The organism is Allobosea sp. 05T438, from assembly GCF_056396025.1.
This window is the reverse complement of the sequence record NZ_JBFTKQ010000009.1, coordinates 116,584-142,970: the sequence shown is the minus strand read 5'-3', so window position 1 is coordinate 142,970 and position 26,387 is coordinate 116,584. Positions and strand designations below refer to the sequence as shown.

The window sequence follows — 26,387 nt, the reverse complement described above, 5'->3', positions numbered from 1 at the left end:
GGAGAGTCATGGTGCCCGTATGAGCGATTTCGACAGCTTCCGACGGGACTGGCTTTCCCACCTCTCGGCCGAGCGGCGTCTCTCGCCGAAGACGCTGGAGGCCTATGGCCGCGACCTCGGCCAGTTCACGGCCTTCCTGACCGAGCATCTCGGCGGGGCGCCGTCGCTGGCCGACATCGCCGCGCTCAAGCCCGCCGATCTGCGCGCCTTCCTCGGTCAGCGACGGCGCGATGGCGTCGGCAACCGCACGCTGATGCGCCAGCTCGCGAGCTTGCGCTCCTTCGCCCGCTTCGGCGAGCGCAACGGCAAGCTCACGGCGGCCGCCTTCTCCGCGACACGCGGGCCGCGCCTCGGCAAATCCCTGCCGCGCCCGCTCGAACCGAGCGCCGCCAAAGCCGTCACACAGGCGGATACCCGCGCCGGCGAGGAGCGCGAGCAATGGATCCTCGCCCGCGACGCCGCCGTGCTCGGCCTGCTCTACGGCAGCGGGCTGCGCATCTCGGAGGCCCTCTCGCTCGCGCGCAGCCAAGCGCCGCAACAGGCCGGCGACACGCTCACCGTGATCGGCAAGGGAAGCAAAACCCGCATGGTGCCGGTGCTGCCCGTCGTGGTCACCGCAATTGCGGAATATCTCAAGCTCTGCCCCTGGCGCCTGCCGCCGGAAGGGCCGCTCTTCGTCGGCGCCAAGGGCGGGCCGCTGTCGCCCCGCATCATCCAGCTCGCTGTAGAGGGCCTGCGCGGGGCGCTCGGCCTGCCCTCCTCGGCGACACCGCACTCCCTGCGCCACTCCTTCGCGACACATCTGCTCGGCCGCGGCGGCGACCTGCGCGCCATCCAGGAGCTGCTCGGCCACGCCTCGCTCTCGACGACGCAGATCTATACCCGCATCGATTCAGCCCGGCTGATGGCCGCCTATGACGCCGCCCATCCGCGCGCAGGCCGGTAGCAGCACCGACATCTTGCTGCCTCAACGGAAAGCCTTAAACAGCGCCCGCCGATAGCGGCCTGCGAGGTGATTCGTGTCCGGTTCCATCGAAACGCCCGAGGGTGGCAACAAGCGCATCGCCCTCTTGATCGCGCTGCTGGCGCTGATGCTCGCCTTCTCCGAGATCGGCGGCAAGAATGCCGAGCAGGAGGCCGTCGCCAAGAACATCGAGGCCTCCAATCTCTGGGCTTTCTTCCAGGCCAAGACGATCCGCGGCACGACCGTGCGCACCGCCGCCGAGGCGATGGAGGTCGAACTTGCCGGCATCACCGACGAGGCCGCCCGGCAGCGCCTGGGCAAGCGCATCGAGAGCTGGAAGCAGACGGTCGCGCGCTACGATTCCGAGCCCGAGACCAATGAGGGCCGCAAGGAACTCGCCGCCCGCGCCAAGGCGGCCGAGGCACAGCGCGATATCGCCGCCGCCCGCGACGACAAGTTCGACATCGCCTCCGGCCTGATCCAGATCGCGATCGTGATCTCGTCCGCCGCGATCATCACCGGCGTCGGCCTGCTCGCCGTCACCGGCGGCCTGCTCGGCCTCACCGGTCTTGCGCTGATGGCGCTGGCACAGTTCGCTCCGACCGCGCTGTTCTAGTCTGGACGACCCTCAATAGTGGATCGCGCCGCGAATGCCGCCGCCGCAGGCGATGGCATCGCCATTGATCGCGACGCTGCGCGGCGAGGCGAGGAAAGCGACGATGTCGGCGATCTCCGCCGCATCGACCAACCGCCCGATGGTGTTGTTCGCGGCCATGCCGGCTTCGACCTGCGCCTCGCTCTTGCCACCGGCCGCCGCCCGCGCCGCGACGACCGAAGCCGTCTTTTCAGTCCGCGTCAGTCCGGGATGGACGACGGTGACGTTGATGCCCTGCGGGCCGAGCTCGTCGGCGAGGTTCTTGGTCAGCGCCGAGACGGCGACATTGCGGATCGAGCCGATGGTCGAGCCGGTCGAGCGCGCGGCGAGCCCGCTGATGTTGATGATGCGGCCCCAGCCGTTAGCCGCCATATGCGGCGCCGCTTCGCGCGCCATGCGCAGATAGCCCATCACCTTGACGTTGACGTCGTCCCAGAACAGCGCGTCGGTGATCTCGGCGAGCTTCGGCGGGGGCGCCTGCCCGCCCGGCTTGGCAGCGGCGTTGACGAGGATGTCGAGCCCGCCCAGCACCGCGACGGTATCGGCAACCAACGCCTTCACCGACGCATCATCGCTCGTGTCGACCGTGCGACCGACCACCTTGCGCCCGCTCTCCGCGGCAAGGGCCGCAGCCGCCTCGTCAAGCTCCTTCGGATTGCGCGCGGCGATGACGACATCGACGCCTTCCAGCGCGAGCTGCCGCGCGATCGCGCGGCCGATGCCCTTGCTGCCACCCGTGATCAGCGCGCGCTTGCCTTCAAGCTTCAGGTCCATGCGATGCTCCTCTACGACTCTGTGTGTCAATGCGACGGCGGAGAAGGCCAGGCGACCGCGCCGCGCATCTTCTCCCAGGCCCGCGCCATCCTGAGCACGCCGAGATCGTCGAAGCGCTTGCCGGTGATCTGCAGGCCGATCGGCAGGCCGCCCGCCGTCAGCCCGGCATGAACCGAGATCGCCGGCTGGTCGGACATGTTCGCCGCCACCGTGAAGCAGATATGCTCGAAGGGCTGCGCGGGATCGTTGACCGGCGAAGCCCATTCGGCCGGGAAGCTCGGCACCGGCGAAACCGGCGAGAGGATGAAGTCGTAAGGCAGGATCGCCTTCAGCGCCGCGTCGCGCATCGCCATCATCTGGCTCATGCCGCGATAGACGCGTTCGCCCGGCAAATCCCTGCCGCCCTCCGCCCAGGCGAAGATGTAGGGCAGCACCTTCGCCCGCTTCTCCTGCGGCAGCGCGCCGATGTCGACCCAGGCGCGCTGGCGCCAGAAATCATCGAGCCCGTCGAGCATTTCGCGGGTTATATGAGGCGCCACCGGCTCGACAATCGCCCCCGCTGCGGCGAAGGCCTTCGCCGCAGCCTCGATCGCCGCCTTCGTCTCCGGCTCGACGGCGAGCCCGATCCCGGCATCGAGCTGGAGGCCGATGCGCAGCCCCTTCAGGTCGATATCAAGCGCCAGCCAGTCGATATCCTGCGACGGCAGGCTCATGCCGTCGCGCGCATCGGGCTTCGACACTTCCCGCATCATCAGCGCGGCATCCTCGACGGTCCGCGTCATCGGCCCGGCGACGCGGCCGTAATAGGTCGGGTCGATCGGCACGCGCCCGAAGCTCGGCTTCAGGCCGACCAGTCCGCACCAGCCGGCAGGCAGGCGGATCGAACCGCCGATATCGGTGCCGACATGCAGCGGTCCGTAGCCGGCCGCGCCCGCCGAACCGGCGCCGGCCGAGGAGCCGCCGGGGTTCTTGGTGATGTCCCACGGATTGCGCGCGGGCTTGTGGAAGCTCGACAGCCCCGAGGAGAGCATGCCGTAATCCGGCATCGTCGTCTTGCCGAGAAGGACGAGGCCGGCCTCGCGGAGCCGCGCGGCCGGGGGTGCATCGTCGGCCGCGGGGGAGAGATCGTTCGCGGCCGTGCCGAGCGGCACCGGAACGCCCTTCGTCCTGATGTTCTCCTTGATCGTGCCGGGCACGCCGTCGAGCGGCAGTGCCCGCCCGTTCAGCCAGCGCGCCTCGGAAGCCTTGGCCTGCGCGAGCGCACCCTCCGGATCATAGGCATAGAGCGCATCGAGCTTCGGCTCCCAGGCCCCGATCCGCGCAATCACCGCTTCCGCGACCTCCACCGGCGAGAGCCGGCGCGCCTCGTAGGCGGCGAGAAGCTCGGTGGCAGTCAGATCGGCAAGATCGGTCATTCCCACATCCCCGTTTCCCTTCAGCCCTCACCGAGCACGGCGCAGGCGCGGATCGACGGCATCGCGCAGGCCGTCGCCCAGCAGGTTGAATCCCAGCACGGTCAGCGCGATCGCGGCACCCGGAAAGATCGCAAGCCAGGGCTGCGTCGCCATGAAGGTCTGGGCTTCGTTGAGCATGCGCCCCCAGGACGGGTTCGGCGGCTGCGTGCCCAGCCCGAGATAGGACAAGCCCGCCTCGGCCAGCACCGCGAGCGCGAACTGGATCGTCGCCTGCACCACCAGAATGCCGGCGATATTGGGCAGGACATGGCGCAGCGTGATCTGCCGGTTGTTGAGCCCGGCCGCCCGCGCCGCCTGGATGAAGTCCTGCGCCCAGATCTGCAGCGCCGCCCCGCGCGCGAGCCGCGCGAAATAGGGCAGGTTCAGCACGCCGATGGCGACGACGGCGTTGAGCATGCCCGGCCCGGCGATCGCGGTCATCATGATCGCCGTCAGCACGGCCGGAAAGGCGTGGGTGAAATCGGCCGTGCGCATGATGACATGGTCGAGGAGGCCGTCGCGCCGCACCGAGGCGATCAGCCCCAGCGTCGTGCCCGCGACCATGCCGATGCCGACAGCGCCCAGCCCCACAGCGAGCGAATTGCGCGCGCCGACCATGATCATCGAGAAGACGTCGCGGCCGAACTGGTCGGTGCCGAACCAGTTGGCGGCCGAGGGCCCCTTGAGCCGGTTCAGGATCGCCATCTGGGTCGGCTGATAGGGCGTCCAGACATAGGAGACGAGCGCCATCGCCACGACGGCGAAGCTCAGGACCGCCCCGATCACGAAGGAAGGCGCCAGCCACCAATGCCTCTTGCCACCCGGCGCCTTGTCCGCGAGCGCGCTCATGCCTGCCTCAGTCGTGGATCGATCAGCCCGTAGAGCAGTTCGACCGCGAAATTGATCAGGATCGCCAGCCCCGCGAAGAGCATGACGAGGTCTTTGACCACGATGAGATCGTGCTGGGCGATGGCCTGGAAGACGAGCCGCCCCAGCCCCGGGAGGGCGAAGACGTTCTCGATGATGATGGCGCCGGCGATCAGCACCGAGAATTGCAGCCCCAGAATGGTGACGACAGGGATCAGCGCATTGCGCAGCGCATGCCGGCGCATCGTCACGCCCTCGCTGAGCCCCTTGGCGCGGGCGGTGCGGACGAAATCCTCCTGCAGCGTGTCGAGCATGGCCGAGCGTGTCACCCGCGCGATGATCGCCGCCTGCGGCAGCGCCAATGCCAGCGCCGGCATGAGGAGCGCCTTCAGCGCCGCGCCGAAGCCTGCCTGCCAGCCCGGAAAGCCACCGGCGGGCAGCCAGCCAAGCCCGACCGCGAAGACCAACACGAGCAGCAGGCCGAACCAGAAATTCGGGATGGCGAGCCCCGCCTGTGCGAAGGCCATCACCCCGGCATCCGCGAGTTGGCCATGGCGGGACGCGGCGAGCACGCCGAGCGGAATGCCGATCGCCATGGCGAACCCGATCGCCATCAGCGCGAGCGGCAGCGTCACCGCCATGCGCTCGGCGATGAGTTGCGCCACCGGCACGCGATAGGTGTAGCTCAGGCCGAGATCGCCGGTGACGAGCCCTCCTAACCAGAGGAGGAAGCGCAGCACCGCCGGCTTGTCGAGACCCATCTCGGCGTGCAGCGCCGCCAGCGCCTCGGGCGAGGCGTTGAGGCCGAGCGTCACCGCTGCCGGGTCGCCCGGCAGCACCTCCAGCACGACGAAGACGACCAGCGCCGCGGCGAGCAGGGTCAGGGCCAGCGCGACGAGCCGGCGCAGGATGTAGCCGATCACCTCGAACGTCCCGCCGTGGTCATCCCGGGCGACCGAAGGGAGACCCGGGATCCATGCCGGAGCATTTCCCATCGAGGCTCAGGCATGGATCCCGGATAAGCGCCGCTGACGCGGCTTGTCCGGGATGACGTCGACCGTGACAGGGGAACTTGGATCAACGCCAGCGCAGCTCCGCCAGCGGCGTCACCGGCAGCGGCCAGTCGGTCCACATGCCATCGAGCGCGGCGTTCGCGACCGTGATCTTCGGCAGGATGAAGAGGAAGCCGTTGACCGCGTCATCAGCCAGCATCCGCTGCGCCTGCTTGTAGAGCTCGTTGCGGGCCCCCTCGTCCAGCGTCCCGGATATCTTGGCGATCAGCGCCTTGAACGCGGGATTGCGGTACTGGAAGTAGTAGTCGTCACGCGCGTAGATATCGATGTCGAGCGGCTCGGTATGGGCGATGATGCTGAGGTCGTAGTCCTTGTTGCGGAAGACGCGCTCCAGCCATTGCGGGAATTCGAGCGGCTCGATCGACGCGTTGATACCGATCTGCGCCAAGAGCGCCGCGACGATCTCGCCCGAGCGGCGGGCATAGGATGGCGGCGGCAGCTTCAGCGTGCAGTTGAAGCCGTTCGGAAAGCCCGCCTCCGCCAGCAGCGCCTTGGCCTTGGCGGGGTCGTACGGATAGGTGCCGGTGAGGTCGACATAGGCCGGATGCAGCGGCGAGAAATGGCTGCCGATCAGGCTGACGTCGAAGCCGTAGACGCCGAGCGCGATGGTCTTGCGGTCGAGCGCATGCGCGATGGCCTGCCGCACCTTGAGCTTGTCGAAGGGCGGCTTGGCGTTGTTGGTGGCGAGGATCGTCTCGCCCTCGGTGCCGCCGATCGTGACCTTGAGCTTCGGGTCGGCCCTGAGCTGCGGCACGGCCTCGGGCGCCGAGAGATTGGTATGCGCGTCGACATCGCCGGCCCGGAGCGCCGCGACCTGCGCCTGCGGATCGGACATGAAGCGGAAGATCGCCTTGGCCAGCGCCGGCTTCTCGCCCCAGTAGCCGTCGAAGCGGGCGAGGTCGAGCCGGTCGCCGCGGTTCCAGCGCACGAACTTGAACGGGCCGGTGCCGACCGGATTGGTCTTGTTGTTGGCGGCCGTCGCCGGCGCGACGATCACGGCATCGCCCCAGCTGAGGCCGTAGAGGAAATTCGCGGTGGGCTGCTTGAGCTTGATCACCACCGTCGCCGGGTCCGGGGTCGCGATCTCGGCGATCGGCGCGAAGAGCTGGCGCTGCGCGTTGGTGGAATCGGGCGCGACCGCGCGCTCGAAGGAGAACTTCACCTGCTCGGCAGTGAAGGGCGTGCCGTCATGGAAGGTCGCGCCCCGCCTGAGCTTGAAGCTGTAGGTGACATTGTCCTCGCCGATCGCCCAGCTCTCGGCGAGGCAGGGCTGCAGCTTGCCGGTCCGGTCCATCTTCACCAGACCCTCGAAAATGTTCTGCAGCGTCACCTCGCGGATCGCCTGGGCGGCGCCCGAGGTTGGATCGAGCGTCGGCGGCTCCAAAGTCTGGGCGATGGTGACGCTGTCCTTCGCCTGCGCCAGCGCGACGACGGGAAGCTGCGCCGCCAGCGCCGCCAGTCCCGCCCCAGCCAGGAGTTCACGCCGCGTCGTCATATCCATCGCTCCGATGCCGTTGCGGCGCGAGGATGACGCGGGAGGCGCGGCGAGCGCAAGCCCGCTCAGCCCGCATTACAGCTCTCTTTCCAGACCTCCGTCATTGCGAGGAGCGAAGCGACCAAGCAATGCAGGGCGGACTGGGTCAGCCCTTCCGCCCAGCCCCCTGAATTGCTTCGCTACGCTCGCGATGAGGGCGAAGCACGAGCCGCATCTGGCGCACTAGTATACCAGACAATTGACCCCCGTCGCGGCCGGCTCTAGAGCGGGATATGAAAAAGTGGGAAGCGGTCTTTCACATCGATCCCACACCGACATTGCGAAATCGATCACGCGACCGATGGAGATGCCCATGTTGCTGCACGACGATCGCCTCTTCCCCGCCGATCCGGTGACGCGCGGCATCGCGCGCCGCATCTTCGCCACCGTCCGCGACCTGCCGATCATCTCGCCGCACGGCCACACCGATCCGCGCTGGTACGCCGAGGACAACGCCTTCCCCGATCCGGCGACCCTCTTCGTCAAGCCGGACCACTACATCTTCCGCATGCTCTATTCGCAGGGCATCCGGCTCGAGGAGCTCGGCATCGCCCGCAAGGACGGTGGCGAGGTCGAGACCGACCCGCGCAAGATCTGGCGCCTCTTCGCCAACAACTGGCATCTCTTCAGGGGCACGCCGACCCGGCTCTGGTTCGAGCATGCCGCCTCGACGGTCTTCGGCATCAACGAGCGCCTCACGCCGGAGAATGCCGACAAGATCTACGACAAGATCGCCGCCAAGCTGGAAGAGCCCGAGCTTCGGCCCCGCGCCCTGTTCGAGCGCTTCAAGATCGAGGCGATCAGCACGACCGAAGGCGCGCTCGACGATCTCAAATGGCACGACATGATCCGCAGCTCCGGCTGGGGCGGCAAGGTCGTGACCGCCTACCGGCCCGACAGTGTCGTCGACCCGGAATTCGAGGGCTTTGCCGACAATCTCGAAAAACTCGGCGAGCTGACCGGCGAGGATATCGGCAGCTGGACCGGCTATCTCGCCGCCCATCGCCAGCGGCGCGCCTATTTCAAGGAGCGCGGCGCCACGTCCTCCGACCATGGCCATGCCACGGCCCGCACCGCCAATCTCTCGGATACCGATGCCGAGAAGCTCTACGCCAAGATCCTGAAGGGCAAGGTTTCGGCCAAGGACGCCGACCTGTTCCGTGGCCAGATGCTGACCGAAATGGCGAAGATGAGCCTCGATGACGGGCTCGTCCTCCAGATCCACCCGGGCTCCCATCGCAACCACAACGCGGCACTGTTCGCGCATTTCGGGCGCGACATGGGCTGCGATATCCCGACCGAGACCAACTATGTCGAAGCGCTGAAACCGTTGCTCGACGCCGTCGGCAACGAGCCGGGCCTCACCGTCATTGCCTTCACTCTCGACGAGACCGCCTATTCGCGCGAGCTCGCCCCGCTCGCCGGGCATTATCCGGCGCTTCGCCTTGGGCCGGGCTGGTGGTTCCTCGATGCGCCGGAAGCGATGCTGCGCTTCCGCGAACTCACCACCGAAACGGCCGGCTTCTACAACACCGTCGGCTTCAACGACGACACCCGCGCCTATCTTTCGATCCCGGCCCGGCACGACGTCGCCCGCCGGGTCGACTGCGCCTATCTCGCCAAGCTCGTCGCCGAGCACCGGCTGGAGGAGGACGAGGCGGTGGAAGTCGCCCACGATCTCGCCTACCGCCTCGCCAAGGAGGCCTACAAGCTGTGACCCGTCTCTCCGCTTCCACCCTCGCCGGCCTGCCGGCCGCCGTCCGCCGGCCGGCCTATGATCGCTCGGGCCTCAAGTCCGGAATCGTTCATCTCGGCCTCGGCGCCTTCGCCCGCGGCCATCTCGCCGAGTATACCGAGGACGCGCTGGAGAAGCGCTTCGGGGCCTGGGGCATCGTCGGCGCAAGCCTGCAGCGCCCCGACCAGCGCGACCGCCTGAAGCCGCAGGACGGGCTTTACACCCTGCTCAAGCGCGCCCCGGCGGGACCGGAGCTGCGCATCATCGGCTCCGTGCTCGATGTGCTCGTCGCGCCCGAGAGCCCTTCCGCTCTCGTTGCGCGGCTGGCTGCGCCGGAAACCCGCATCGTCTCGCTGACGGTGACGGAGAAGGGCTATTGCCACGACCCGGCGACCGGCCGGCTCAAGGCCGACCATCCCGACATTCTGCACGACCTCGAAAACCCCGATGCGCCGCGATCCGCCGTCGGCATCCTGGTCGCGGGCCTGCGGGTCCGCCGGGCCGAAGGTCGCGGCCCGTTCACCGCGCTTTGCTGCGACAACCTCCCCTCCAACGGCCATGTCCTGCGCGGCCTCGTCCGCGACTTCGCCGCGCTGACCGACGACAAGCTGGCGGCCTGGATCGAGGCCAACGGCGCCTTCCCGGCGACGATGGTCGACCGCATCGTTCCGGCCACGACCGATGCCGACATCGCCGAGGTGGCGAAGCTGATCGGCGCCGAGGATGCCGCCCCGGTCATCGGCGAGCCCTTCAGGCAATGGGCGATCGAGGATGTCTTCGCCGCCGGCCGCCCGGATTGGCACGAAGTCGGGGCGCAGATGGTTTCCGAGGTCGCGCCCTTCGAGTTCATGAAGCTCAGGATGCTGAACGGCGCGCATTCCTCGCTCGCCTATCTCGGCTATCTCGCCGGCCACGAGACCGTCGCCGAGGCCAGCGGCGATCCCGTCCTCGCGCGCTTCCTCGAAGGACTCTGGGCCGAGATCATCCCGACCGTGCCTGCGCCGCAGGGCGTCGTGCTGGCGGATTATGCCACGGCCCTGCTCGCCCGCTTCCAGAACCCGGCGATCCGCCACCGCACCTGGCAGATCGCCATGGACGGCTCGCAGAAGCTGCCGCAGCGCCTGCTCGGCACCATCCGCGAGCGGCTGAAGGCCGGCGCGCCGATCGACCATCTCGCGCTCGGCGTCGCCGCCTGGATGCGCTACGTCACCGGCAGCGACGAGAAGGGCGGCGCCATCGACGTCCGCGATCCGCTGGCAGCCGAACTCAAGCGCCGCGCCGAGGCGGCCGGGCGCGACGCGACGGCGCTGGTCGAGGCGCTCGTCGGCATCGAGGCGATCTTCGGCAGCGACCTGCCGGGCGAGCAACGGTTTAGGAAACCGGTGGTCGCTCATCTCGCCTCGCTGTTCGACAAGGGCGCGAAGGCGACGGCGGCAAGCGTCGGCTAAGGTCGCTCCGTCATTCTCGGGCGAAGCAAAGCTTCGACCCGAGCGCTTCTTGCACGAGGCACACATCCTCCGCGTCATGCTCGCCCTTGTGGCGGGCATCCACGTCTTGAACAGCGCTCTCGCGAAACGAAGACGTGGATGGTCGGGACAAGCCCGACCATGACGCAGCAAGAGGACCATGCCCCCCGCCCCTTGATCCGCCGCCCCATCCGGCGCCAGATGCGCAGGATGCTTCGTGCGCTGACCGTCCTTGCCGCCTCGATCCTGCTGGCCGCGACCGCCGTGGCGCAGGAGCCGCCGCGCATCGCGATTCCCAATCTCTGGGACCCGCGCATCCGGCTCGACCGGCCGGAGCCCGGCCCGCCGCGCGTGGTGCGCTTCCTCACCGACGACGACTATCCACCCTTCCATTTCGCCGGGCCGGACGGGGCGCTGACCGGCTTCTCGGTCGAGCTCGCCCGCGCCGTCTGCGACAGGCTGGCCTGGACCTGCACGATCCAGCCGCGCCGTTTCGACACGCTGCCGGATTCGCTGGCCGAGGGCCGCGGCGACGTGCTTGCCGCGGCGATGAACCTGACGCCGGCGCTGCGGCAGCGCTTCGCCGCCAGCCATCTCTATTTCCGCGCTCCGGCCCGTTTCGCCACCACGCGCGGCAATGCCCGCCCGGCGCTCGACAGCACCGCTCTGCAGGGCCGCCGGGTCGCGGTGGTCTCCAACTCCGCGCATCAGGCTTTTCTCGAAAGGCTCATGCCCTTCGTGCAGCGGCGCGAGAGCACCGATCTCGGCGCTGCCATCGCCGCCTTGCGCAGCGGCGAGGCCGAATATGTCTTCGCCGACGGCGTGGCGCTGTCGCTGACGCTCGCCGGCAGCGGCGGCGAGTTCGCCTTCTCCGGCGGCCCTTATCTGGAAAGCCGCTATTTCGGCGAAGGCGTCGCCTTTCTGCTGCGCAAGGACGACCCCGCCCTGAAGCGCGCCATCGACTACGCGCTCCAGGGCCTGTGGGACGACGGGACCTATGCCCGTCTCTATCTGCGCTTCTTCCCGGTCAGCCCGTACTGAGCGCCTCGACTTCTCCGTGAGAGCATGCCGCGTCTTCATCGAAACGCGAGTCATCCCGGCCGCAGCGAAGCGCAGAGCCGGGATCCATGCCCGAACCTTGATCGGTGAGGCCCCGGCATGGATCCCGGGTCAAGCCCGGGATGACCGCGAGGTTCCGCGGAAAATCAGCAGACTCTAAGCCTCAGGGCGCGTTGCTGGCCAATGCCTGCTTCGCCACCGCGGCAAGCCAGCCCGAGGTCGCGGGTAGGATCGCGTCGTTGAAGTCGTAGCGGTCGTTGTGCAATTCGCCGCCATTAACGGCCGGGCCGTTGCCGACCCAGACATAGGCGCCGGGCCTGTCCTGCAGGAAATAGCAGAAATCCTCGGAGGTCGTGCTGGCGGAGATATCGCGACGGACCTTTAGCCCGGCGGCCTTGCCCGCATTGGCCGCCATGTCTTCCTCTGCCGGCGTGTTGATCGTCGCGAGCCCACCCAGCGAGAAATCGACATCCGCCTGCATCTCGAAGGTGGCGGCGATGTTGTTGGCGATGTCGCGGATGCGCTGCACGACACGCTCGCGCACCGGCACGGTGAAGACGCGATAGGTGCCCTCGATCCAGACATTGGTCGGGATCTGGTTCGAGGCGAGGCCGCCATGGATCTGGCCGATCGTGACGACGGCGTTGTCCATCGGGCTGACATTGCGCGAGACGATCGTCTGCAGCGCCACGATCAGATGACCCATCGCCGTGATCGGATCATGGGTCAGCTCGGGCTTGGCGGCATGGCCGGCCGTGCCGGACAGGGTGATCTTGAACTTGCCGGGCTCGGCCATCACCGGGCCGCGGTGCACGGCGACGGTCCCGGCCTCCAGCCCCGGCCAGTTGTGCAGGCCGAAGACGCGCTCCATCGGGAAGCGCTCGAAGACGCCGTCCTTGATCATCGCCTTGGCGCCGCCATAGCCTTCCTCGGCCGGCTGGAACAGGAACTGCACCGTGCCGCTCCAGCTCTCGTCGCTCTTCAGCAGCGCCGCGGCACCGAGCAGCGAGACCGTATGGCCGTCATGGCCGCAGGCATGCATGACGTTGGTCTTGCCGGATTTGTAGGGCAGCTCGTTCACCTCCTGGATCGGCAGCGCATCCATGTCGGCACGCAGGCCGACCGAGCGCTCGGAGGAGCCGCGGGTCAAGGTCGCGACGACGCCGTGGCCGCCGACATTGGCTGTGAAGGGGATGCCGAGCTCCTTCAGCTTCTCCTGCACGAAGGCGCTGGTCTGCGCCTCCTGCAACGACAATTCGGGATTGGCGTGGAGATGTCGTCGCCACGCGGTCAGCTTGTCGAGCAGGTCGCGGTCCAAGGCGGCATCCTTTCAAGGCATGGTCTAAAGTAAAAAATGGCAGCGGCGACCCTATACCGCCATGGCAAGCCGGCAAGCCGCTTCGGCGAGGGGCCGCACCCTCGTTTGCCGCATTTCAACCGTGTTCGCGCATTGACGGCGCCCTTCGCAATCTGCGAAAGCCCCTCTTTCGCTTTTGCGATATGGTTTTCCCGTTCAGGAGAGGACACCGCCCCTCATGCCCGCCTTCGACGCAGCCCTCGTTGACGCCGCCCAGCGTTCGGCCTCCTGGCCGTTCGAGGAGGCGCGCAAGCTCGTGGCCCGCATCGAGAAATCCGGCAAGAAATCGGTGATCTTCGAAACCGGCTACGGCCCCTCGGGCCTGCCGCATATCGGCACCTTCGGCGAGGTCGCCCGCACCTCGATGGTGCGCCACGCCTTCCGCGTGCTGACCGGCAACACCATCCCGACGCGTCTCATCGCCTTCTCGGACGATATGGACGGCTTGCGCAAGGTGCCGGACAACGTGCCGAACAAGGATGTGCTCGCCGCCAATCTCGGCAAGCCGCTGACCGAGGTGCCGGACCCGTTCGGCACGCACAGCTCGTTCGGCCGCCACAACAATGCGCGGCTCTGCGCCTTCCTCGACAGCTTCGGCTTCGACTACGAGTTTAAGTCCTCGACCGACTCGTATCGCGCCGGCGAGTTCGACGCGACGCTGCTCAAGATGCTCGCCCGCTACGATGCGGTGATGAAGATCATGCTGCCGACGCTGCGCGAGGAGCGGGCCGCGACCTATTCGCCCTTCCTGCCGATCCACCCGAAGACGCGGGTCGTCATGCAAGTGCCGATCGACGAGGTCGATGTCGAGGCCGGCACCATCGCCTGGGCCGATCCGGCAACCGGCGAACGCTTCGTCACCCCGGTCACCGGCGGCAACGTCAAGCTGCAGTGGAAGCCGGACTGGGCGATGCGCTGGGTCGCGCTCGGCGTCGATTACGAGATGGCCGGCAAGGACCTGATCGACTCGGTCAAGGTCTCCTCGCAGATCGCCCGCGCGCTCGACGGCACGCCGCCGGAAGGCTTCAACTACGAGCTCTTCCTGGACGAGCAGGGCCAGAAGATCTCGAAGTCGAAGGGCAACGGCCTGACGATCGAGGAATGGCTGACCTACGGCCCGCCGGAGAGCCTGGCGCTCTACATGTTCCAGCGCCCGCGCGAGGCCAAGAAGCTGCATTTCGACGTGATCCCGCGCGCGGTCGACGAGTATCTCCAGTTCCTCAACGGCTATGAGAAGCAGGACTGGAAGAACCGCCTGGGCAACCCGGTCTGGCACATTCACAACGGCAACCCGCCTGCGCCGGAAGTCATCGCCTCCGGCGAGGGCGACAACGCGGTGAGGACGCAGGTCACCTTCGGCCTGCTGATGAACCTCGTCGCCGTCGCGAACTCCGAGGACAAGGCCGTGCTCTGGGGCTTCCTCCAGCGCTATGCGCCCGGCATGTCGCCGGAAACCCATCCGCGCCTCGATGCGCTGGTCGGTTACGCGATCGCCTATTTCCGCGACTTCGTGAAGCCGGCGAAGAACTACCGCCCGGCCGACGAGGTCGAGCGCGACGCCTTCGCCAAGCTCGACGCCGCGCTGGCAGCCCTGCCGGCCGATCCCACGCCCGAGATGGTGCAGGACACGGCGCTCGACGTTGCGCGCGCGATCCCGCGCTACCAGAACCTCACCGCCAAGAACGCGACGCCGGAGCGTCCGGGCGTCTCCGGCGACTGGTGGAAGGCGATCTACCAGGTGATGTTCGGCGAGGATCAGGGCCCGCGCTTCGGCTCCTTCGCGGCGATCTACGGCCTGCCCAACACCCGCGCCCTGATCGCCAAGGCGCTGGCCGGCGATCTGGTCAAGGAACACGCCGCCTTCCTCGCGGCGCGCAAAGCCGACTGACGAGCCTACGGAGCCTGCCATGATCCTTCCCGACGACGCGCTCGCGGCGCTGGCGGAGGTGGTTGGCCCCGGCGACCTGCGCAGCGGGGAGGCGATCCCCGCCCGCAACCGCAAGGACGCCTCCGACACGCCGGAGGGTCTGCCGGCCCTCCTCGTCGCCCCGCGGACGACCGAGGAGGTCGCCGCGGTGCTGGCGATCTGCTCGCGTTTCTCGCTGCCCGTCGTCGTGCAGGGCGGCATGACCGGGCTTGCCGGCGGCGCCACGCCGCAGGCAGGCGAAGTCGCGCTCTCGCTCGAACGCATGAGCGGCGTCGAGGACATCGATCCGGTGACGCGAACGATGACCGTGCTCGCCGGAACGCCGCTCGCGGTCGTTCAGGAAAAGGCGGCGGAAGCGGGCTTCCTCTACGGCGTCGATCTCGGCGCGCGCGGGACCTGCACCATCGGCGGCAATGTCGCCACCAATGCCGGCGGCGTGCAGGTCCTGCGCTACGGCATGACTCGGCGCAGCGTGCTCGGCCTCGAAGCGGTGATGGCCGACGGCCGCATCGTGGGCCATCTCAAGAAGGTGGTGAAGAACAATGCCGGCTATGACTGGACGCAGCTCTTCATCGGCAGCGAAGGCACGCTGGGCGTCGTCACGCGCGTGCTGCTCGCCCTGCAGCCGGCAGTGACCGGCGTGCAGACCGCGCTCTGCGCCGCCGGCAGCGTCGGCAACGCGCTCGCGGCGCTCAACCGTCTCGAAGCGCGGCTCGGCGGCGGCCTGCTCGCCTTCGAGGCGATGTGGTCCGAATACATGAAGGCCGCGATTGACAAGGGCGGCCTGCCCGCTCCCTTTGCCGGGGAGCCCGAGGTCACGCTCGTCGTCGAGGCCGCGATGGGCTCCGGCTCCACCGGCGAGGAGACCTTCGCCGAGGCGCTTGCCGAACTGGCGGAGGAAGGCCTGCTGGACGATGCCCTGATCGCCCAGTCCGGCCGCGACCGGCAGCGCTTCTGGGCCTATCGCGAGGCGAATTACGAGTTCTACCGCGACCTGCCGCCGGGCATCCATTTCGACGTCAGCATTCCCCTAGGCGCCATGGCGGATGCGGTCGCGCTGCTGCGCCAGCGGGTCAAGGCCCGCAGCGGCACGGCCTTCCCCATCGTCTTCGGTCATCTCGCCGACAGCAACCTGCATCTCTCGATTCATGACGAGACTGCGGATCTCTCCGGCTTCGCCGATATCGTCTACGAGTTGGTCCGCGAGAAACAGGGCAGCATCTCGGCCGAGCATGGCGTCGGCATCCTCAAGCGGCCCTATCTTGGCATGAGCCGCTCGGATGCCGAGCTCGCCCTGATGACATCGCTGAAGCGGACGCTCGACCCGGGCAACATTCTCAACCGCGGGCGCATCCTGCCGGCCTGACCGGCAACTATCGGTCTATGGCGCCCGGCCAACGGCTCTGGCAGAACGCAAGGGAGAGCGCGGGCCGGGAGCGGAGCATGATCGACGAGATGACGCCTATCGAAGCCGTCGAGCACGCAATCCGCACACGCCGTGCCATCCGCGCCTTCCTGCCCGACCCGGTCGACCCCGGACTGCTGCGCCGCCTGATCGATCTGGCCGCGCAGGCCCCTTCCGGCACCAACATGCAGCCCTGGAAGCTCAGGGTGATCGGCCCGCAGACGCGGGCGCGGCTTGAGGCTGCGCTGCTCGCGGCGCTCGAAGCCGGCGAGCGGCCGGGCGTCGAGGAGTACCGCTACTATCCCGAACGCTTCCGCGAGCCCTATCTCTCGCGCCGCCGCAAGGTCGGCTGGGATCTCTACGGCCTGCTCGGCGTGGTGAAGGGCGATACCGAGGGCATGAAGCGGCAGACCGCCGCCAATCTACGCTTCTTCGATGCGCCGGTGGCGCTGATGCTGACGATCGACCGCGATCTCGAGATCGGCTCCTGGCTGGACCTCGGCATGTTCATCCAGAACCTGCTGATCGCCGCGCAGGGCCACGGCCTCGATTCCTGCCCGCAGGCGATCTTCGCGCAGTTCCACCCGATCGTGCGGCGCGAACTGGCCATCCCCGACGACCAGATCGTGGTCTGCGGCATCGCCATCGGCAAGGCCGATCCCGATGCCCCGGCCAACCGGCTGGTGCCCGAACGCGAGCCGGTCGAGGCCTTCACCAGTTGGCTGGATTGAGGCTGGGTCAAACGCTCGTCATGGTCGGGCTTGTCCCGACCATCCACGCCTTCCTTCGGCGAGGGCGGTGTTCAGACGTGGATGCTCGCCACGAGGGCGAGCATGACGGGCTACGAGCCGTGCCCGCCATCGTGCACGGGCTTATCGGCATCTTTCCGGAAGAGCTTCAGCAGCGGCTCGACCAGCCAGCGCATCGCAACGATCGCGATGCCGCCGACGACCAGCCCGAAGACTGCCGCCAGCGCCGCACCGGACAGCCATTCGCCAATCGCGGCGATTGCACGTGGCAAGGCACGGCCGGCAGCCACGGCAAGGTCATGGACGCCGTGGCCGAGGCCTGAGAGGCCGTAACCCTCCAGCCCGTGGATGATGATGCCGCCGCCGACCCAGAGCATCGCCGCCGTGCCGACTGCGCCGAGCAGGTTGAGGAAAGTGGGCATGCCGCGCACGAGGCCACGCCCGAGCGGCTGCGTCAGCCAGCGCAGCGCACGGTCGAGCCCGCCCGCTTCGCCCGGCTCCAGCCGCCTGAGGCCCAGCAGGCTCGTGCCGGGGCGCTGGTTGGCGGCAAGCGCAACGCCGACATCATCCGCCTTCACGATCAGCGCGACGACGCCGTAGACGGCAACGGTGATGCCGATGCCGACGATGGCGAGCACCGCCGCCTTCATCCAGAACGACTGGTCGGAGACGCCGGCGAGCGTGATCGCCATGATCTCGGCCGAGAGGATGAAGTCTGTCTTGATCGCACCGGCGACCTTCTGTTGTTCAAGGGCCGCGGGATCTCCCGCCGACTCGCCCGCCTTCCCGGCGCCATGCGTGCCATGCGGCAGCATCAGCTCCAGCACCTTCTCGGCGCCCTCGAAGCACAGAAAGGCGCCGCCGGCCATCAAGAGCGGCGTGATCGCCCAGGGCGCGATCAGCGCGAGCAGGAGCGCGCCCGGCAGCAGGAAGATGAGCTTGTTGCGCAGCGAGCCCAGCGCGATCCGCCAGATGATCGGCAGCTCGCGCGAGGCCGCGAAGCCCACGGCATAGCGGGGTGTCACCGCCGCATCGTCGATGACGACGCCCGCCGCCTTGACCCCCGCCTTTCCGGCCTGGGCCACGACATCGTCGACCGACGCCGCCGCGACCTTGGCGATGCCGGCGACGTCGTCGAGCAGCGCGAACAGACCCGAAGCCAATCGCCTCTCCTGAGATGATGCCAACGGTCGCGACCCTAGCCCGCTTTCCGCGAGCCGTCATTCTCGGGCGGAGCCCAGCACAAACCCGAGGATCTCACGCAGAGGAGGCTCCCGGAGCCTCTCGTCGGAGAGATGCTCGGATCAAGTCCGAGCATGACGAGCCGCAATCCGACTCAGCCCTTCAGGCTTGCGAAGCCCTTGCCGTCTGCGGCGAGGCGCTTCAGCAGCGGGGCCGGCTGCAGCGCCTTGTCGCCGGTCTCGGCCGCCTGCGCTTCCAGCCGCTTCGCGATGACGTCGAGCCCCACCGTATCGGCCCAGAACATCGGCCCGCCGCGCCAGGCCGGCCAGTTGTAGCCGTTGATCCAGACGACATCGATGTCGCCCGGCCGCGCCGCGATGCCCTCTTCCAGGATGCGCGCACCCTCGTTCACCATCGGATCGAGCAGCCGCGCCAGGATCTCTTCCTGCGTGAAAGAGCGCCGCGTCACGCCCTGCTCGGCCGAGATGCGGGCGATCAGCGCCTCGACCTCGGGGCAGCGCTGCCCGGCGCGCGCGCCTTGCGGATAGATGTAATAGCCGCGCCCGGTCTTCTGGCCGAACCAGCCGGCCTCGCAGATCGCATCCGCCACGGGGGCCTTGAGGCCGCGCGCCTTGCGCGAGCGCCAGCCGATATCGTTGCCGGCGAGATCGGCCATGGCGAAGGGGCCCATCTTGAAGCCGAAGCCCACCAAGGCCGCATCGACCTCATGCGGCAGTGCGCCCGCAATCAGCAGACGCTCTGCGGCGCGGGTGCGCTGCTCAAGCATGCGGTTGCCGACGAAGCCGAAGCCGTTGCCGACCACGACCGGCACCTTGCCGAGCTTGCGCCCGAGCGCCACCGCGGTCGCGACCGCATCGTCCGCCACGCCCTTCGGCCTGACGATTTCCAGCAGCTTCATGACGTTGGCGGGGCTGAAGAAATGCATGCCGAGTACATCCTGCGGCCGCTTGGTCGCCGCCGCGATGGTGGGCACGTCGAGATAGGAGGTGTTGCTGGCGAGGATGGCGCCGGGCTTGGCGACCTTGTCGAGCTCGCCGAAAATCTGCTGCTTGACGCCCATCTCCTCGAAGGCGGCCTCGATGACGATATCGGCACCCGCCGCAGCGGCGATGCCGACGGCCGGCCTGATCAAAGCCATGCGCCGGGCTTTCGCTTCAGGCGCCAGCGAGCCGCGCGACACCGAGATGTCGTAGATCGCACCGATGCGATTGATGCCGTTGTCGAGTGCAGCTTGCGTGGTCTCGATCAGCGTCACCGGGATGCCGGCATTGGCGAAGCACATGGCGATGCCGCCGCCCATCGTTCCCGCGCCGATCACCGCGGCGTGGGCGATCTCGCGCGGCTTCACCTCCGGGCCGATGCCCGGCACCCTCGCGACCTCGCGCTCGGCGAAGAAGACATGGCGCAGCGCCTTCGAGCGTTCATCGGCGATCAGCGAGAGGAAGAGCCTGCGCTCGACGGCCACGCCCTCGGCGAAGGGCAGCTCGAAGGCGGCCCGCACCGCCTCAACCAGTGCCGGCACGTTCGGCATGCCGTCGGCCTTCTTCAGCGCGTCCTTGGCGAGTGCTTCGAAGGCTTCGCGATCGGCGTCCGTCAATGTCTCATCATCGGCGCTCGTGACGGGACGGCGCCCCTCGGCGGCAAGCCCCGCGGCCAGCCTGATCGCCGCCTCGACGAGATCGGCGGAGACGACCTCGTCGAGCAGCCCGTATTCGAGCCCCTGCCCTGCGGAGATCGGCTCGCCGGAGAGCATGATCGGGAAGGCCTTCGACGCACCGATCAGCCGCGGCAGGCGCTGCGTGCCGCCGGCGCCGGGGATGAGGCCGAGCTTGATCTCGGGCATGCCGAGTTTGGCAGCGGGCAGCGCGACACGGCCATGGCAGGCGAGCGCGACCTCGAGACCCCCGCCCAGCGCCACGCCCTGGATCGCCGCGACGACGGGCTTGGCCGAGCCCTCGATCGCGTCGAGCAGGTCGGGCAGGAGCGGCGGCGCCGGCGGCTTGCCGAACTCGCTGATATCGGCGCCGGCGATGAAAGCCTTGCCAGCGGACGCCATCACGATCGCGACGACGGAAGCGTCGGCATTTGCCTTTTCGATTGCGGCCGCGAGCCCCTCGCGCACCGCAGCACCGAGTGCGTTGACCGGAGGATTGTCGATGGTCGCGACCGCGACCCGGCCGCGCACCTCAAGCTGAACCTTCGTCATCGACGGCCTCCGCAATCCCTGTCCCGCGCGCCCCGACTCGCAGCAAGGCAGCGAAGCGTCCATACGGTTAGGGAGAACCCGGCCAGCGCGATGTCAAGCTCGGGGCGGTGACGAAAGACGCATCCGGCCTCGCTTGACCCCTTGCGAAAGGCCATGCCATCCCGACACCTCCATCAGGAGCGGACCGATGAGCGAAGTGCTGAGCGAAACCGTCGCAGCTGGCGTCGTGCAGATCACCATGAACCGGCCCGACCGCAAGAACGCGCTCGACCGCGCCAGCTACTCCGGGCTGATCGCGGCGATCGGCGCCGCCGAAGCCGACGCCTCGATCCGCGCCATCCTGCTGACGGGCGCCGGCGGCTGCTTCACCAGCGGCAACGACATCAAGGATTTCGCCATAGCCGCCGCCTCCGGCGAAGGCCCGCGCGTCGCCATCGACTTCCTCGAGGTGATCTCGACCGCCCGGAAGCCGATCGTCGCGGCAGTGGAAGGTTTCGCCGTCGGCATCGGCACGACGATGTTGCTGCATTGCGACCTCGCCTTCGCCGCCCGCTCCGCGACCTTCCGCCTGCCCTTCGTCACGCTCGGCCTCTCGCCCGAGGGCGGATCGAGCCTCCTGCTGCCGCTCGTCGCCGGCTCCAAGAAGGCGGCCGAGTTGCTGATGCTGGGCGAGGCCTTCAATGCGGAGGCCGCCGCTGCCGCCGGCCTCGTCAACGCCGTGGTCGAGGACGGCACGGCACTGGAAGCCGGACTTGCCAAAGCCAAGGCGCTGGCGGCTCTCCCGCCGGAATCGCTCGCGCTCACCAAGATGCTGCTGAAGCGCGGCTCGGCCGAGGCCGTGGCCGAAACCATCGCGACGGAAGCCCGCCATTTCGGCGAACGCCTGCGCTCGCCGGAGGCGATGACGGCCTTCGCCGCGTTCCTGAAGAAGTGAGCCGCAAGGCTCGTCATGCTCGGGCTTGACCCGAGCATCTCCCGCCGAAGAGCGCTCCGGGGAGCTTTCGCGGCCTGAGATTCTCGGGTCGACCCTGCGGTCGCCCGCGAATGATTTGCTGCCGCCTCCTCAGGCCGCCACCGTCCGGCCGCGCCCTCTCAGCCAGTCGCGCGTCCAGGAGAAGACCGGCCAGAGCAGCGCGGCGAAGGTCATCGCCGCCAGCACCGACGAGACCGGCCGGTCGAAGAAGGGCAGCACCGATCCATCGGACTTGATCAGCGAGGTCACGAAGCTCTGCTCCACCATCGTGCCCATGACGATGCCGAGCACCATCGCCGCGACCGGATAGCCGTTCTTCTCCATCACGAAGCCGAACAGGCCGAAGAAGGCGACGCACCAGACCGCGAACAGGTTGTTGCCCGCCGTCGCGAAGGCACCCACGGCGCAGAAGATCATGATCACCGGCATCACCGCCGAACGCGGCGCCCCGACGACCTTGCTCGCCAGCCGGATCATGATGATGCCGAAGGGGATCATGATGATGTTGCCGAGGATGAAGATGATGTAGAGCGCATACATGCTCTCGGCCTGCGTGGTGAACAGCGTCGGCCCCGGGTTCAGCCCCTTCATGTAGAGCACGCCGATGGCGATCGCGGTGATGGTGTCGCCGGGAATGCCGAAGAGCAGCGCCGGCACCCAGCCCGAGGCGAGCGAGGCGTTGTTGGAGGCGCCGGCCTCGATCAGCCCTTCCGGGTGGCCGGTGCCGAACTTCTCCGGCGTCTTCGAGAAGCGCTTCGACATCGCATAGCTGACCCAGGCCGCCATGTCGGCGCCGGCGCCCGGCAGCACGCCGATGATGATGCCGACGATGTTCCCGCGCGTCTGCTGCTTCGGATATTCCTTGGTGAGCTGCCACTGACCCTTGAGGATCGAGCCGAGGCGGCGGTTCTCGATCTTCGGCGGCTCGCGCTCGGTCAAAGCCCGCATCACTTCGGCCAGCGCGAAGACGCCGACCAGCGCCGGGATCGGCTCGATGCCGCCGAGCAGGTCGGTCGAGCCGAAGGTGAAGCGCGGCACGCCGCCTGGGTTGTCGATGCCGATGCAGGTGATGAGCAGGCCGAGCAGCATCGCCGCGATCGCCTTGATCGGCGAGGAGCGGGCGACCAGCGTCGAGCACATCAGGCCGAGCATGGCGAGCCAGAAGTTCTCGTAGGTCGAGAAGGACAAGGCCATCTCGGCGAGCAGCGGCGCGATCAGCATCAGCGAAAGCGTGCCGGCGATGCCGCCGAGCGCCGAGAACCACAGGCAGATGCCGAGCGCCGTCTCCGCCTGGCCCTTGCGCGTCATCGCATAGGCCTCGTCGGTATAGGCGGCCGAGGCCGGCGTGCCGGGGATGCGCAAAAGGCAGCCCGGAATGTCGCCGGAAAAGATCGCCATCGCCGAAGCCGTGATGATCGTCGCCACCGCCGCGATCGGCGAGAGGTAGAAGGTGACGGGCACGAGCAGCGCCGTCGCCATGGTGGCGGAGAGACCGGGCAGCGCGCCGACCGTCAGCCCGTAGAAGGCCGAGGCGACGACAGCGATCATCACGTCGAACTGGAAGACAAGCCCGAAGGCCTTGATGACGGTGTCCATCGTCAGGCCTCTCTCACCAGGGGAACGGCAGGATGCCGCCGGGCAGCGGCACCCGCAGCAGCTTCAGGAAGATCAGGTTGATCGCGAAGGGCGCGATGATCGCGAGCGGCACCGCGAGCTTCGGCTTCGCGCCGAAGGCGAGGCTCGCGACGAGCACCATGATCGCGGCCGTCGGCAGGAAGCCGAGCGTCTCGGAGACGAGCGCGTAGAAGGCGAGCAGCGCGGGCGGCAGCAGGGCCAGCCAGTTGCGCCAGGCCGGCAGCGGCGCCAGCTCCTCAGGCGTCGCATGGCTGACGACATCAGCCTGGGCGACTTCCTCGAAATGACGGCCGATGCCGAAGACGGTCAAGCCGCCGCAGAGTACGAGGCCCGCACCGACGACCATGGGAAAGGCGGACGGGCCGACCTGCTGGCCCGGAACGGGCGGCAATCGCGAGCCATAGACGAAGGCGACGGCCCCCAGCGCGGCGAGGGCGGAGCCGGAAATACGGTCTGACAACAACATGCTGGAGCGTCCCGCAACTCGCGCTTTCGGGGTTGCACGGAAACGCTCCGTCATCCCGGGCTTGACCCGGGATCCATGCCGGAGCGTTTCCGATCAAGGTTCAGGAATGGGTCCCGGGTCTCCCTTCGGTCGCCCGGGACGACCTGTGCTTGTAAGCTCAGCCCTTGGCGAGCCCCGCCGCCTTCATGGCGGAGGCCATCGACTTGTCGCTTTCGGCCATGAAGGAAGCGAAGCCCGGACCGTCCGCGAACTTCATGCCGAAGCCGCGCGCGTTCATGAAGTCCTGATAGTCCTTCGACTCGAAGGCCTTCTTCAGCGAGGCCGTCAGCTTGGACTGGAGCTCGGCGGGCAGCCCCTTCGGCGCGCCGATACCGCGCCAGGCGCCGATCGAGTAGTTGACGCCGAGCGTCTCGTTCAGCGTCGGCACGTCCTTGAACTGCGGGTTGCGCGCGTCAGACATGATCGCCAGCGACTTCGCCTTGCCGGCATCGATCATCGCCCGTCCCTCGGGCACCGAGCAGGTGACGATGTCGAGGCCGCCGGCAGCGAGGTCCTGCATCGCCGGCGCCGCGCCGTTCGACGGCACCCAGGCGACATGGTCAGGCTTCAGGCCCATGGAAACGAGCCAGCCGATCAGAGCGAGATGCCAGATGCCTCCCTGGCCGGTGCCGGAGGCCTTGAGCTTGCCGGGAGGCGCCGCCTTGATGGCGTCGGCCAGCGCCTTGATGTCCTTGTACGGGCCGGAGGCCGAGACCTGCACGCCCGGCGGGTCCTCGTTCATCAGCGCGAGCGAGGTGTAGCTCGTCGACTTGAGATCGGTCAGGCCCTGATGGTGCATCATGGCGATCTCGACCGTCAGCATGCCGATATTGTAGCCGTCCGGCGCCGCCGTCGCGATCGCGGAATGGCCGACCACGCCGGAACCGCCCGTGCGGTTGACGACGTTCACCGGCTGGCCGAGGTCCTTCTCCAGAAGCTGCGCGACGATGCGCGCCGTGGCGTCCGTGCCGCCGCCAGCGCCCCAGGGGCAGATCAGGGTGATCGGCCGCGAGGGATAATTCGCCTGCGCGATGGCGGGCGCTGCAATCAGGCTGGCGGCGCCGGCTGCGGCCGCGCCCTTGAGCACACTACGCCTGTCGATGAAATCGGTCATTCCCCAGTTCCTCCCGCTAAATCGATTTAGTGCCTGGGCGCTCCTCGTCCGCGACGGGGCTCCCTTGATATGACGGGCCATCTGAGCCGATCACGCGGCGGGTGACAACCTCTCATTTTGGCCGATGCGGCACGCCTTGCTGCGATCTGCACCACCCGTCATTGCGAGCGCAGCGAAGCAATCCAGGGAGACTGGGCGAAACATCTCACCCAGTCTCCCTGGATTGCTTCGTCGCTTCGCTCCTCGCAATGACGGCTTGGCTACAGTCCGCAGACGATGGGCTGGACCGCGCTGGAGACCCGCTCGACCACCGCGCCGGTGCTGAGGTCTGATCCGGCCGCAGCCGGCGGCAGCGAAGCGCCGGCCCTGCCGAGCATTGCCTGAATGGCCGCGGCGTCGGCGAGCGCGTAGCTGCGCTGCGGCGCGACGCCGGCGATCAGGACCTTGTCGGAAGGGTTGTCGATCACGATCCCCACCAGGCGCCCCTGCCGGTCGAAGGCCGGCGCGCCCGCCTGACCGGGCTGCAAGGGCGCCCGCAGTGCAGGCTTGCCGCCGGCCGGCACGCTTTGCCCCGGCAGCGCCATGGCAACCCTTTTGCCGGCATCGTTGCCGTATGCGACGAGCACCAGCACCTCATCGGCGCGCGGCGCCTCAGCGCGCAGGCCGGTCGGCTTCGCGGCGCCAGCGCCGTCGAGATCGAGCAGGACGAGCCCGCTCGCGTCGTCCCTCAAGCGCAGCTTGGCAGCGCGATTGCCGACACGCAGGCTGCGACAGGCGTCGACGGCCGGCGCTGCGCTCAGCGCCGTCCGCTCGTCGAGCACCAGCGCGACGCCGTAGCGCTCGTTGCTGCGCGCCGCAGGTTGCAACGGCGACGACACCCCGGGCTGCGCGACGGCTCCACCTGCGACGGCCGAGGGCGCCGTCGGGAGCGGCCCGGTCGGGAAGGGCTCGAAGCTCGCCGCGATCGCGATCACCAGCCTGTCGACCGTCGGTGCCAGCGCCTTGTCATAGCCGATCGAGAACCCCCTCAGCCCCTGCGGTCCGGCAGAGAGCCGGCGATAGAAGCGCCCGGTCGGCGTCTCGCCGGTGACGACGAAGAAATCCGGGCGGAGCAGCTTGTAGGTGACCTTGCGGGGACTGTTCGGATTGACGGCGGTCGCCTTCTCGAACAGCGCGGCGAGGTCTTCGCCCGGCGGCGAGGCGGTGGTGTCGAGCGTGACTTTCTCGTCGGTGCTCTGCCAGCGACTGCCGCCGGAAGGCGTCGCATCCCGTCTCGGGAGGAGCTTCGTCGGGATGCCGATCTGCACGCCGGTCTTCTCATCGACCAGGATGCGGAAGCCGGCCAGGTCGCGCGCCGCTTGCGCAGTCCTCGCGAGCGCGACCCGCTCGGTCGGAAGAAGCACGCCGTCGGCCAGTCCACGCGCGCCCTTGAAGGTATTGATCGCCCGGAAGGTCAGAGGGCCGAAGGCGCCGCTGACCGCGCCGTTGAACTGGCCGGCCCAGATCAGGTCGCTCTGGATCGCCTTGCGCTCGGCCTCGGGCATCGCCTCGAAGCTCGCCTGCGCCGCCGCCATCTGCGGATTCGCAGCCTGCGCCTGCGCACCCGGAGCTTGCGCCCAGGCACCCGCGTGCGGCGCACCCAGCAGCGCGAGCGCCAGCGCGGCGGCGCGGGCTCGTCCGATTCGCAGATGGGTCTGGCAGGCGCGGGGCATCATCTCGTCCTCGAGCGGGG

The 26,387-nt window shown here is 68.4% G+C and carries 21 protein-coding genes; 9 read left to right on the top strand and 12 right to left on the bottom strand.

All coding sequences use genetic code 11. From position 1 onward, the window contains the following. Positions 1 to 19: 19 nt before the first annotated feature. Together AC1DIN_RS18745 and AC1DIN_RS18740 are read left to right on the top strand one after the other, a co-directional pair. Entirely contained in the window at positions 20 to 946 is a 927-nt protein-coding gene (locus AC1DIN_RS18745) for a tyrosine recombinase XerC (protein ID WP_441472347.1), read from the top strand. A gap of 73 nt (positions 947 to 1,019) precedes the next feature. Beyond that, positions 1,020 to 1,580: a DUF4337 family protein gene (locus tag AC1DIN_RS18740; protein WP_441472346.1), complete on the top strand. Its 561-nt coding sequence runs from the start codon at positions 1,020 to 1,022 to the stop codon at positions 1,578 to 1,580. A 12-nt stretch (positions 1,581 to 1,592) separates the two neighbouring features. Here AC1DIN_RS18740 and AC1DIN_RS18735 read toward each other — a convergent pair whose 3' ends face one another. From AC1DIN_RS18735 to AC1DIN_RS18715, 5 genes are all read right to left on the bottom strand, one after another. Continuing rightward, positions 1,593 to 2,393, bottom strand: a complete 801-nt coding sequence (locus AC1DIN_RS18735; RefSeq protein ID WP_476810886.1) for an SDR family NAD(P)-dependent oxidoreductase — start codon at positions 2,391 to 2,393, stop codon at positions 1,593 to 1,595. A 26-nt stretch (positions 2,394 to 2,419) separates the two neighbouring features. After that, positions 2,420 to 3,808 carry an amidase gene (locus AC1DIN_RS18730; protein ID WP_476810885.1) on the bottom strand — a complete coding sequence of 463 codons (1,389 nt, stop codon included), beginning with the start codon at positions 3,806 to 3,808 and terminating at the stop codon, positions 2,420 to 2,422. A gap of 27 nt (positions 3,809 to 3,835) precedes the next feature. After that, complete coding sequence (locus AC1DIN_RS18725) at positions 3,836 to 4,696, bottom strand: ABC transporter permease (RefSeq protein ID WP_476810884.1); 861 nt, start codon at positions 4,694 to 4,696, stop codon at positions 3,836 to 3,838. Continuing rightward, a complete protein-coding gene (locus tag AC1DIN_RS18720) occupies positions 4,693 to 5,637 on the bottom strand; it encodes an ABC transporter permease (RefSeq protein ID WP_476810883.1) in 945 nt (314 codons plus the stop codon). Before AC1DIN_RS18720 ends, AC1DIN_RS18725 begins: the two co-directional genes overlap by 4 nt. Before the next feature lie 154 nt (positions 5,638 to 5,791). Further along, positions 5,792 to 7,282 (bottom strand): ABC transporter substrate-binding protein, encoded by a 1,491-nt coding sequence (locus AC1DIN_RS18715; protein ID WP_476810882.1) that lies wholly within the window; start codon positions 7,280 to 7,282, stop codon positions 5,792 to 5,794. 352 nt (positions 7,283 to 7,634) lie between these two features. Here AC1DIN_RS18715 and uxaC point away from each other — a divergent pair, with 352 nt between their 5' ends. The 3 genes from uxaC to AC1DIN_RS18700 all read left to right on the top strand — a co-directional run bounded on the left by uxaC (position 7,635) and on the right by AC1DIN_RS18700 (position 11,563). Continuing rightward, positions 7,635 to 9,038, top strand: a complete 1,404-nt coding sequence (uxaC, locus tag AC1DIN_RS18710) for a glucuronate isomerase (protein WP_476810881.1) — start codon at positions 7,635 to 7,637, stop codon at positions 9,036 to 9,038. Further along, positions 9,035 to 10,504: a mannitol dehydrogenase family protein gene (locus AC1DIN_RS18705; RefSeq protein ID WP_476810880.1), complete on the top strand. Its 1,470-nt coding sequence runs from the start codon at positions 9,035 to 9,037 to the stop codon at positions 10,502 to 10,504. The genes uxaC and AC1DIN_RS18705 overlap by 4 nt, the downstream gene beginning before the upstream one ends. 159 nt (positions 10,505 to 10,663) lie before the next feature. Beyond that, positions 10,664 to 11,563: a transporter substrate-binding domain-containing protein gene (locus AC1DIN_RS18700; RefSeq protein ID WP_476810879.1), complete on the top strand. Its 900-nt coding sequence runs from the start codon at positions 10,664 to 10,666 to the stop codon at positions 11,561 to 11,563. Between the two features lie 181 nt (positions 11,564 to 11,744). Here the strand turns inward: AC1DIN_RS18700 and AC1DIN_RS18695 are convergent, their stop codons facing one another. After that, entirely contained in the window at positions 11,745 to 12,899 is a 1,155-nt protein-coding gene (locus AC1DIN_RS18695; RefSeq protein WP_441472337.1) for an amidohydrolase, read from the bottom strand. Positions 12,900 to 13,116: 217 nt separating this feature from the next. On the opposite strand from AC1DIN_RS18695, the gene AC1DIN_RS18690 reads away from it, so the two are divergent. From AC1DIN_RS18690 to AC1DIN_RS18680, 3 genes are all read left to right on the top strand, one after another. Further along, positions 13,117 to 14,826, top strand: coding sequence for a lysine--tRNA ligase (locus tag AC1DIN_RS18690; protein WP_441472336.1), 1,710 nt, complete (start codon positions 13,117 to 13,119; stop codon positions 14,824 to 14,826). 19 nt (positions 14,827 to 14,845) lie between these two features. Continuing rightward, complete coding sequence (locus tag AC1DIN_RS18685; protein ID WP_476810878.1) at positions 14,846 to 16,231, top strand: FAD-binding oxidoreductase; 1,386 nt, start codon at positions 14,846 to 14,848, stop codon at positions 16,229 to 16,231. 77 nt (positions 16,232 to 16,308) lie between these two features. After that, the gene (locus AC1DIN_RS18680; protein WP_476810877.1) at positions 16,309 to 17,001 is read left to right on the top strand and encodes a nitroreductase; all 693 of its coding nucleotides are present in this window, start codon (positions 16,309 to 16,311) and stop codon (positions 16,999 to 17,001) included. Positions 17,002 to 17,111: 110 nt separating this feature from the next. On the opposite strand, the gene AC1DIN_RS18675 is transcribed toward AC1DIN_RS18680, so the two are convergent. Next, complete coding sequence (locus AC1DIN_RS18675; protein ID WP_476810876.1) at positions 17,112 to 18,182, bottom strand: DUF808 domain-containing protein; 1,071 nt, start codon at positions 18,180 to 18,182, stop codon at positions 17,112 to 17,114. A 173-nt stretch (positions 18,183 to 18,355) separates the two neighbouring features. Next, positions 18,356 to 20,428, bottom strand: a complete 2,073-nt coding sequence (locus AC1DIN_RS18670) for a 3-hydroxyacyl-CoA dehydrogenase NAD-binding domain-containing protein (RefSeq protein WP_476810875.1) — start codon at positions 20,426 to 20,428, stop codon at positions 18,356 to 18,358. Positions 20,429 to 20,615: 187 nt separating this feature from the next. Here AC1DIN_RS18670 and AC1DIN_RS18665 point away from each other — a divergent pair, with 187 nt between their 5' ends. Further along, complete coding sequence (locus tag AC1DIN_RS18665; RefSeq protein ID WP_476810874.1) at positions 20,616 to 21,362, top strand: enoyl-CoA hydratase-related protein; 747 nt, start codon at positions 20,616 to 20,618, stop codon at positions 21,360 to 21,362. 129 nt (positions 21,363 to 21,491) lie between these two features. Here AC1DIN_RS18665 and AC1DIN_RS18660 read toward each other — a convergent pair whose 3' ends face one another. From AC1DIN_RS18660 to AC1DIN_RS18645, 4 genes are all read right to left on the bottom strand, one after another. Then, a complete protein-coding gene (locus AC1DIN_RS18660; protein WP_476810873.1) occupies positions 21,492 to 22,997 on the bottom strand; it encodes a tripartite tricarboxylate transporter permease in 1,506 nt (501 codons plus the stop codon). 13 nt (positions 22,998 to 23,010) lie between these two features. Further along, positions 23,011 to 23,502, bottom strand: a complete 492-nt coding sequence (locus tag AC1DIN_RS18655) for a tripartite tricarboxylate transporter TctB family protein (protein ID WP_476810872.1) — start codon at positions 23,500 to 23,502, stop codon at positions 23,011 to 23,013. A 157-nt stretch (positions 23,503 to 23,659) separates the two neighbouring features. Further along, positions 23,660 to 24,655, bottom strand: a complete 996-nt coding sequence (locus tag AC1DIN_RS18650; RefSeq protein WP_476766955.1) for a tripartite tricarboxylate transporter substrate binding protein — start codon at positions 24,653 to 24,655, stop codon at positions 23,660 to 23,662. Between the two features lie 260 nt (positions 24,656 to 24,915). Then, on the bottom strand, positions 24,916 to 26,370 hold the full coding sequence (locus AC1DIN_RS18645; RefSeq protein ID WP_476810871.1) for a peptidoglycan-binding protein: 1,455 nt from the start codon (positions 26,368 to 26,370) through the stop codon (positions 24,916 to 24,918). Positions 26,371 to 26,387: the final 17 nt, after the last annotated feature.

Excerpts from the sequence above, each read along its gene's own strand:
- AC1DIN_RS18725 (WP_476810884.1), bottom strand. The coding sequence starts at position 4,696 with ATGAGCGCGCTCGCGGACAAGGCGCCGGGTGGCAAGAGGCATTGGTGG.
- AC1DIN_RS18730 (WP_476810885.1), bottom strand. The coding sequence starts at position 3,808 with ATGACCGATCTTGCCGATCTGACTGCCACCGAGCTTCTCGCCGCCTAC.
- AC1DIN_RS18650 (WP_476766955.1), bottom strand. The coding sequence starts at position 24,655 with ATGACCGATTTCATCGACAGGCGTAGTGTGCTCAAGGGCGCGGCCGCA.
- AC1DIN_RS18745 (WP_441472347.1), top strand. The coding sequence starts at position 20 with ATGAGCGATTTCGACAGCTTCCGACGGGACTGGCTTTCCCACCTCTCG.
- AC1DIN_RS18655 (WP_476810872.1), bottom strand. The coding sequence starts at position 23,502 with ATGTTGTTGTCAGACCGTATTTCCGGCTCCGCCCTCGCCGCGCTGGGG.
- AC1DIN_RS18700 (WP_476810879.1), top strand. The coding sequence starts at position 10,664 with ATGACGCAGCAAGAGGACCATGCCCCCCGCCCCTTGATCCGCCGCCCC.
- AC1DIN_RS18690 (WP_441472336.1), top strand. The coding sequence starts at position 13,117 with ATGCCCGCCTTCGACGCAGCCCTCGTTGACGCCGCCCAGCGTTCGGCC.
- AC1DIN_RS18645 (WP_476810871.1), bottom strand. The coding sequence starts at position 26,370 with ATGATGCCCCGCGCCTGCCAGACCCATCTGCGAATCGGACGAGCCCGC.
- uxaC (WP_476810881.1), top strand. The coding sequence starts at position 7,635 with ATGTTGCTGCACGACGATCGCCTCTTCCCCGCCGATCCGGTGACGCGC.
- AC1DIN_RS18670 (WP_476810875.1), bottom strand. The coding sequence starts at position 20,428 with ATGACGAAGGTTCAGCTTGAGGTGCGCGGCCGGGTCGCGGTCGCGACC.
- AC1DIN_RS18715 (WP_476810882.1), bottom strand. The coding sequence starts at position 7,282 with ATGACGACGCGGCGTGAACTCCTGGCTGGGGCGGGACTGGCGGCGCTG.
- AC1DIN_RS18680 (WP_476810877.1), top strand. The coding sequence starts at position 16,309 with ATGATCGACGAGATGACGCCTATCGAAGCCGTCGAGCACGCAATCCGC.
- AC1DIN_RS18660 (WP_476810873.1), bottom strand. The coding sequence starts at position 22,997 with ATGGACACCGTCATCAAGGCCTTCGGGCTTGTCTTCCAGTTCGACGTG.
- AC1DIN_RS18685 (WP_476810878.1), top strand. The coding sequence starts at position 14,846 with ATGATCCTTCCCGACGACGCGCTCGCGGCGCTGGCGGAGGTGGTTGGC.
- AC1DIN_RS18665 (WP_476810874.1), top strand. The coding sequence starts at position 20,616 with ATGAGCGAAGTGCTGAGCGAAACCGTCGCAGCTGGCGTCGTGCAGATC.
- AC1DIN_RS18735 (WP_476810886.1), bottom strand. The coding sequence starts at position 2,393 with ATGGACCTGAAGCTTGAAGGCAAGCGCGCGCTGATCACGGGTGGCAGC.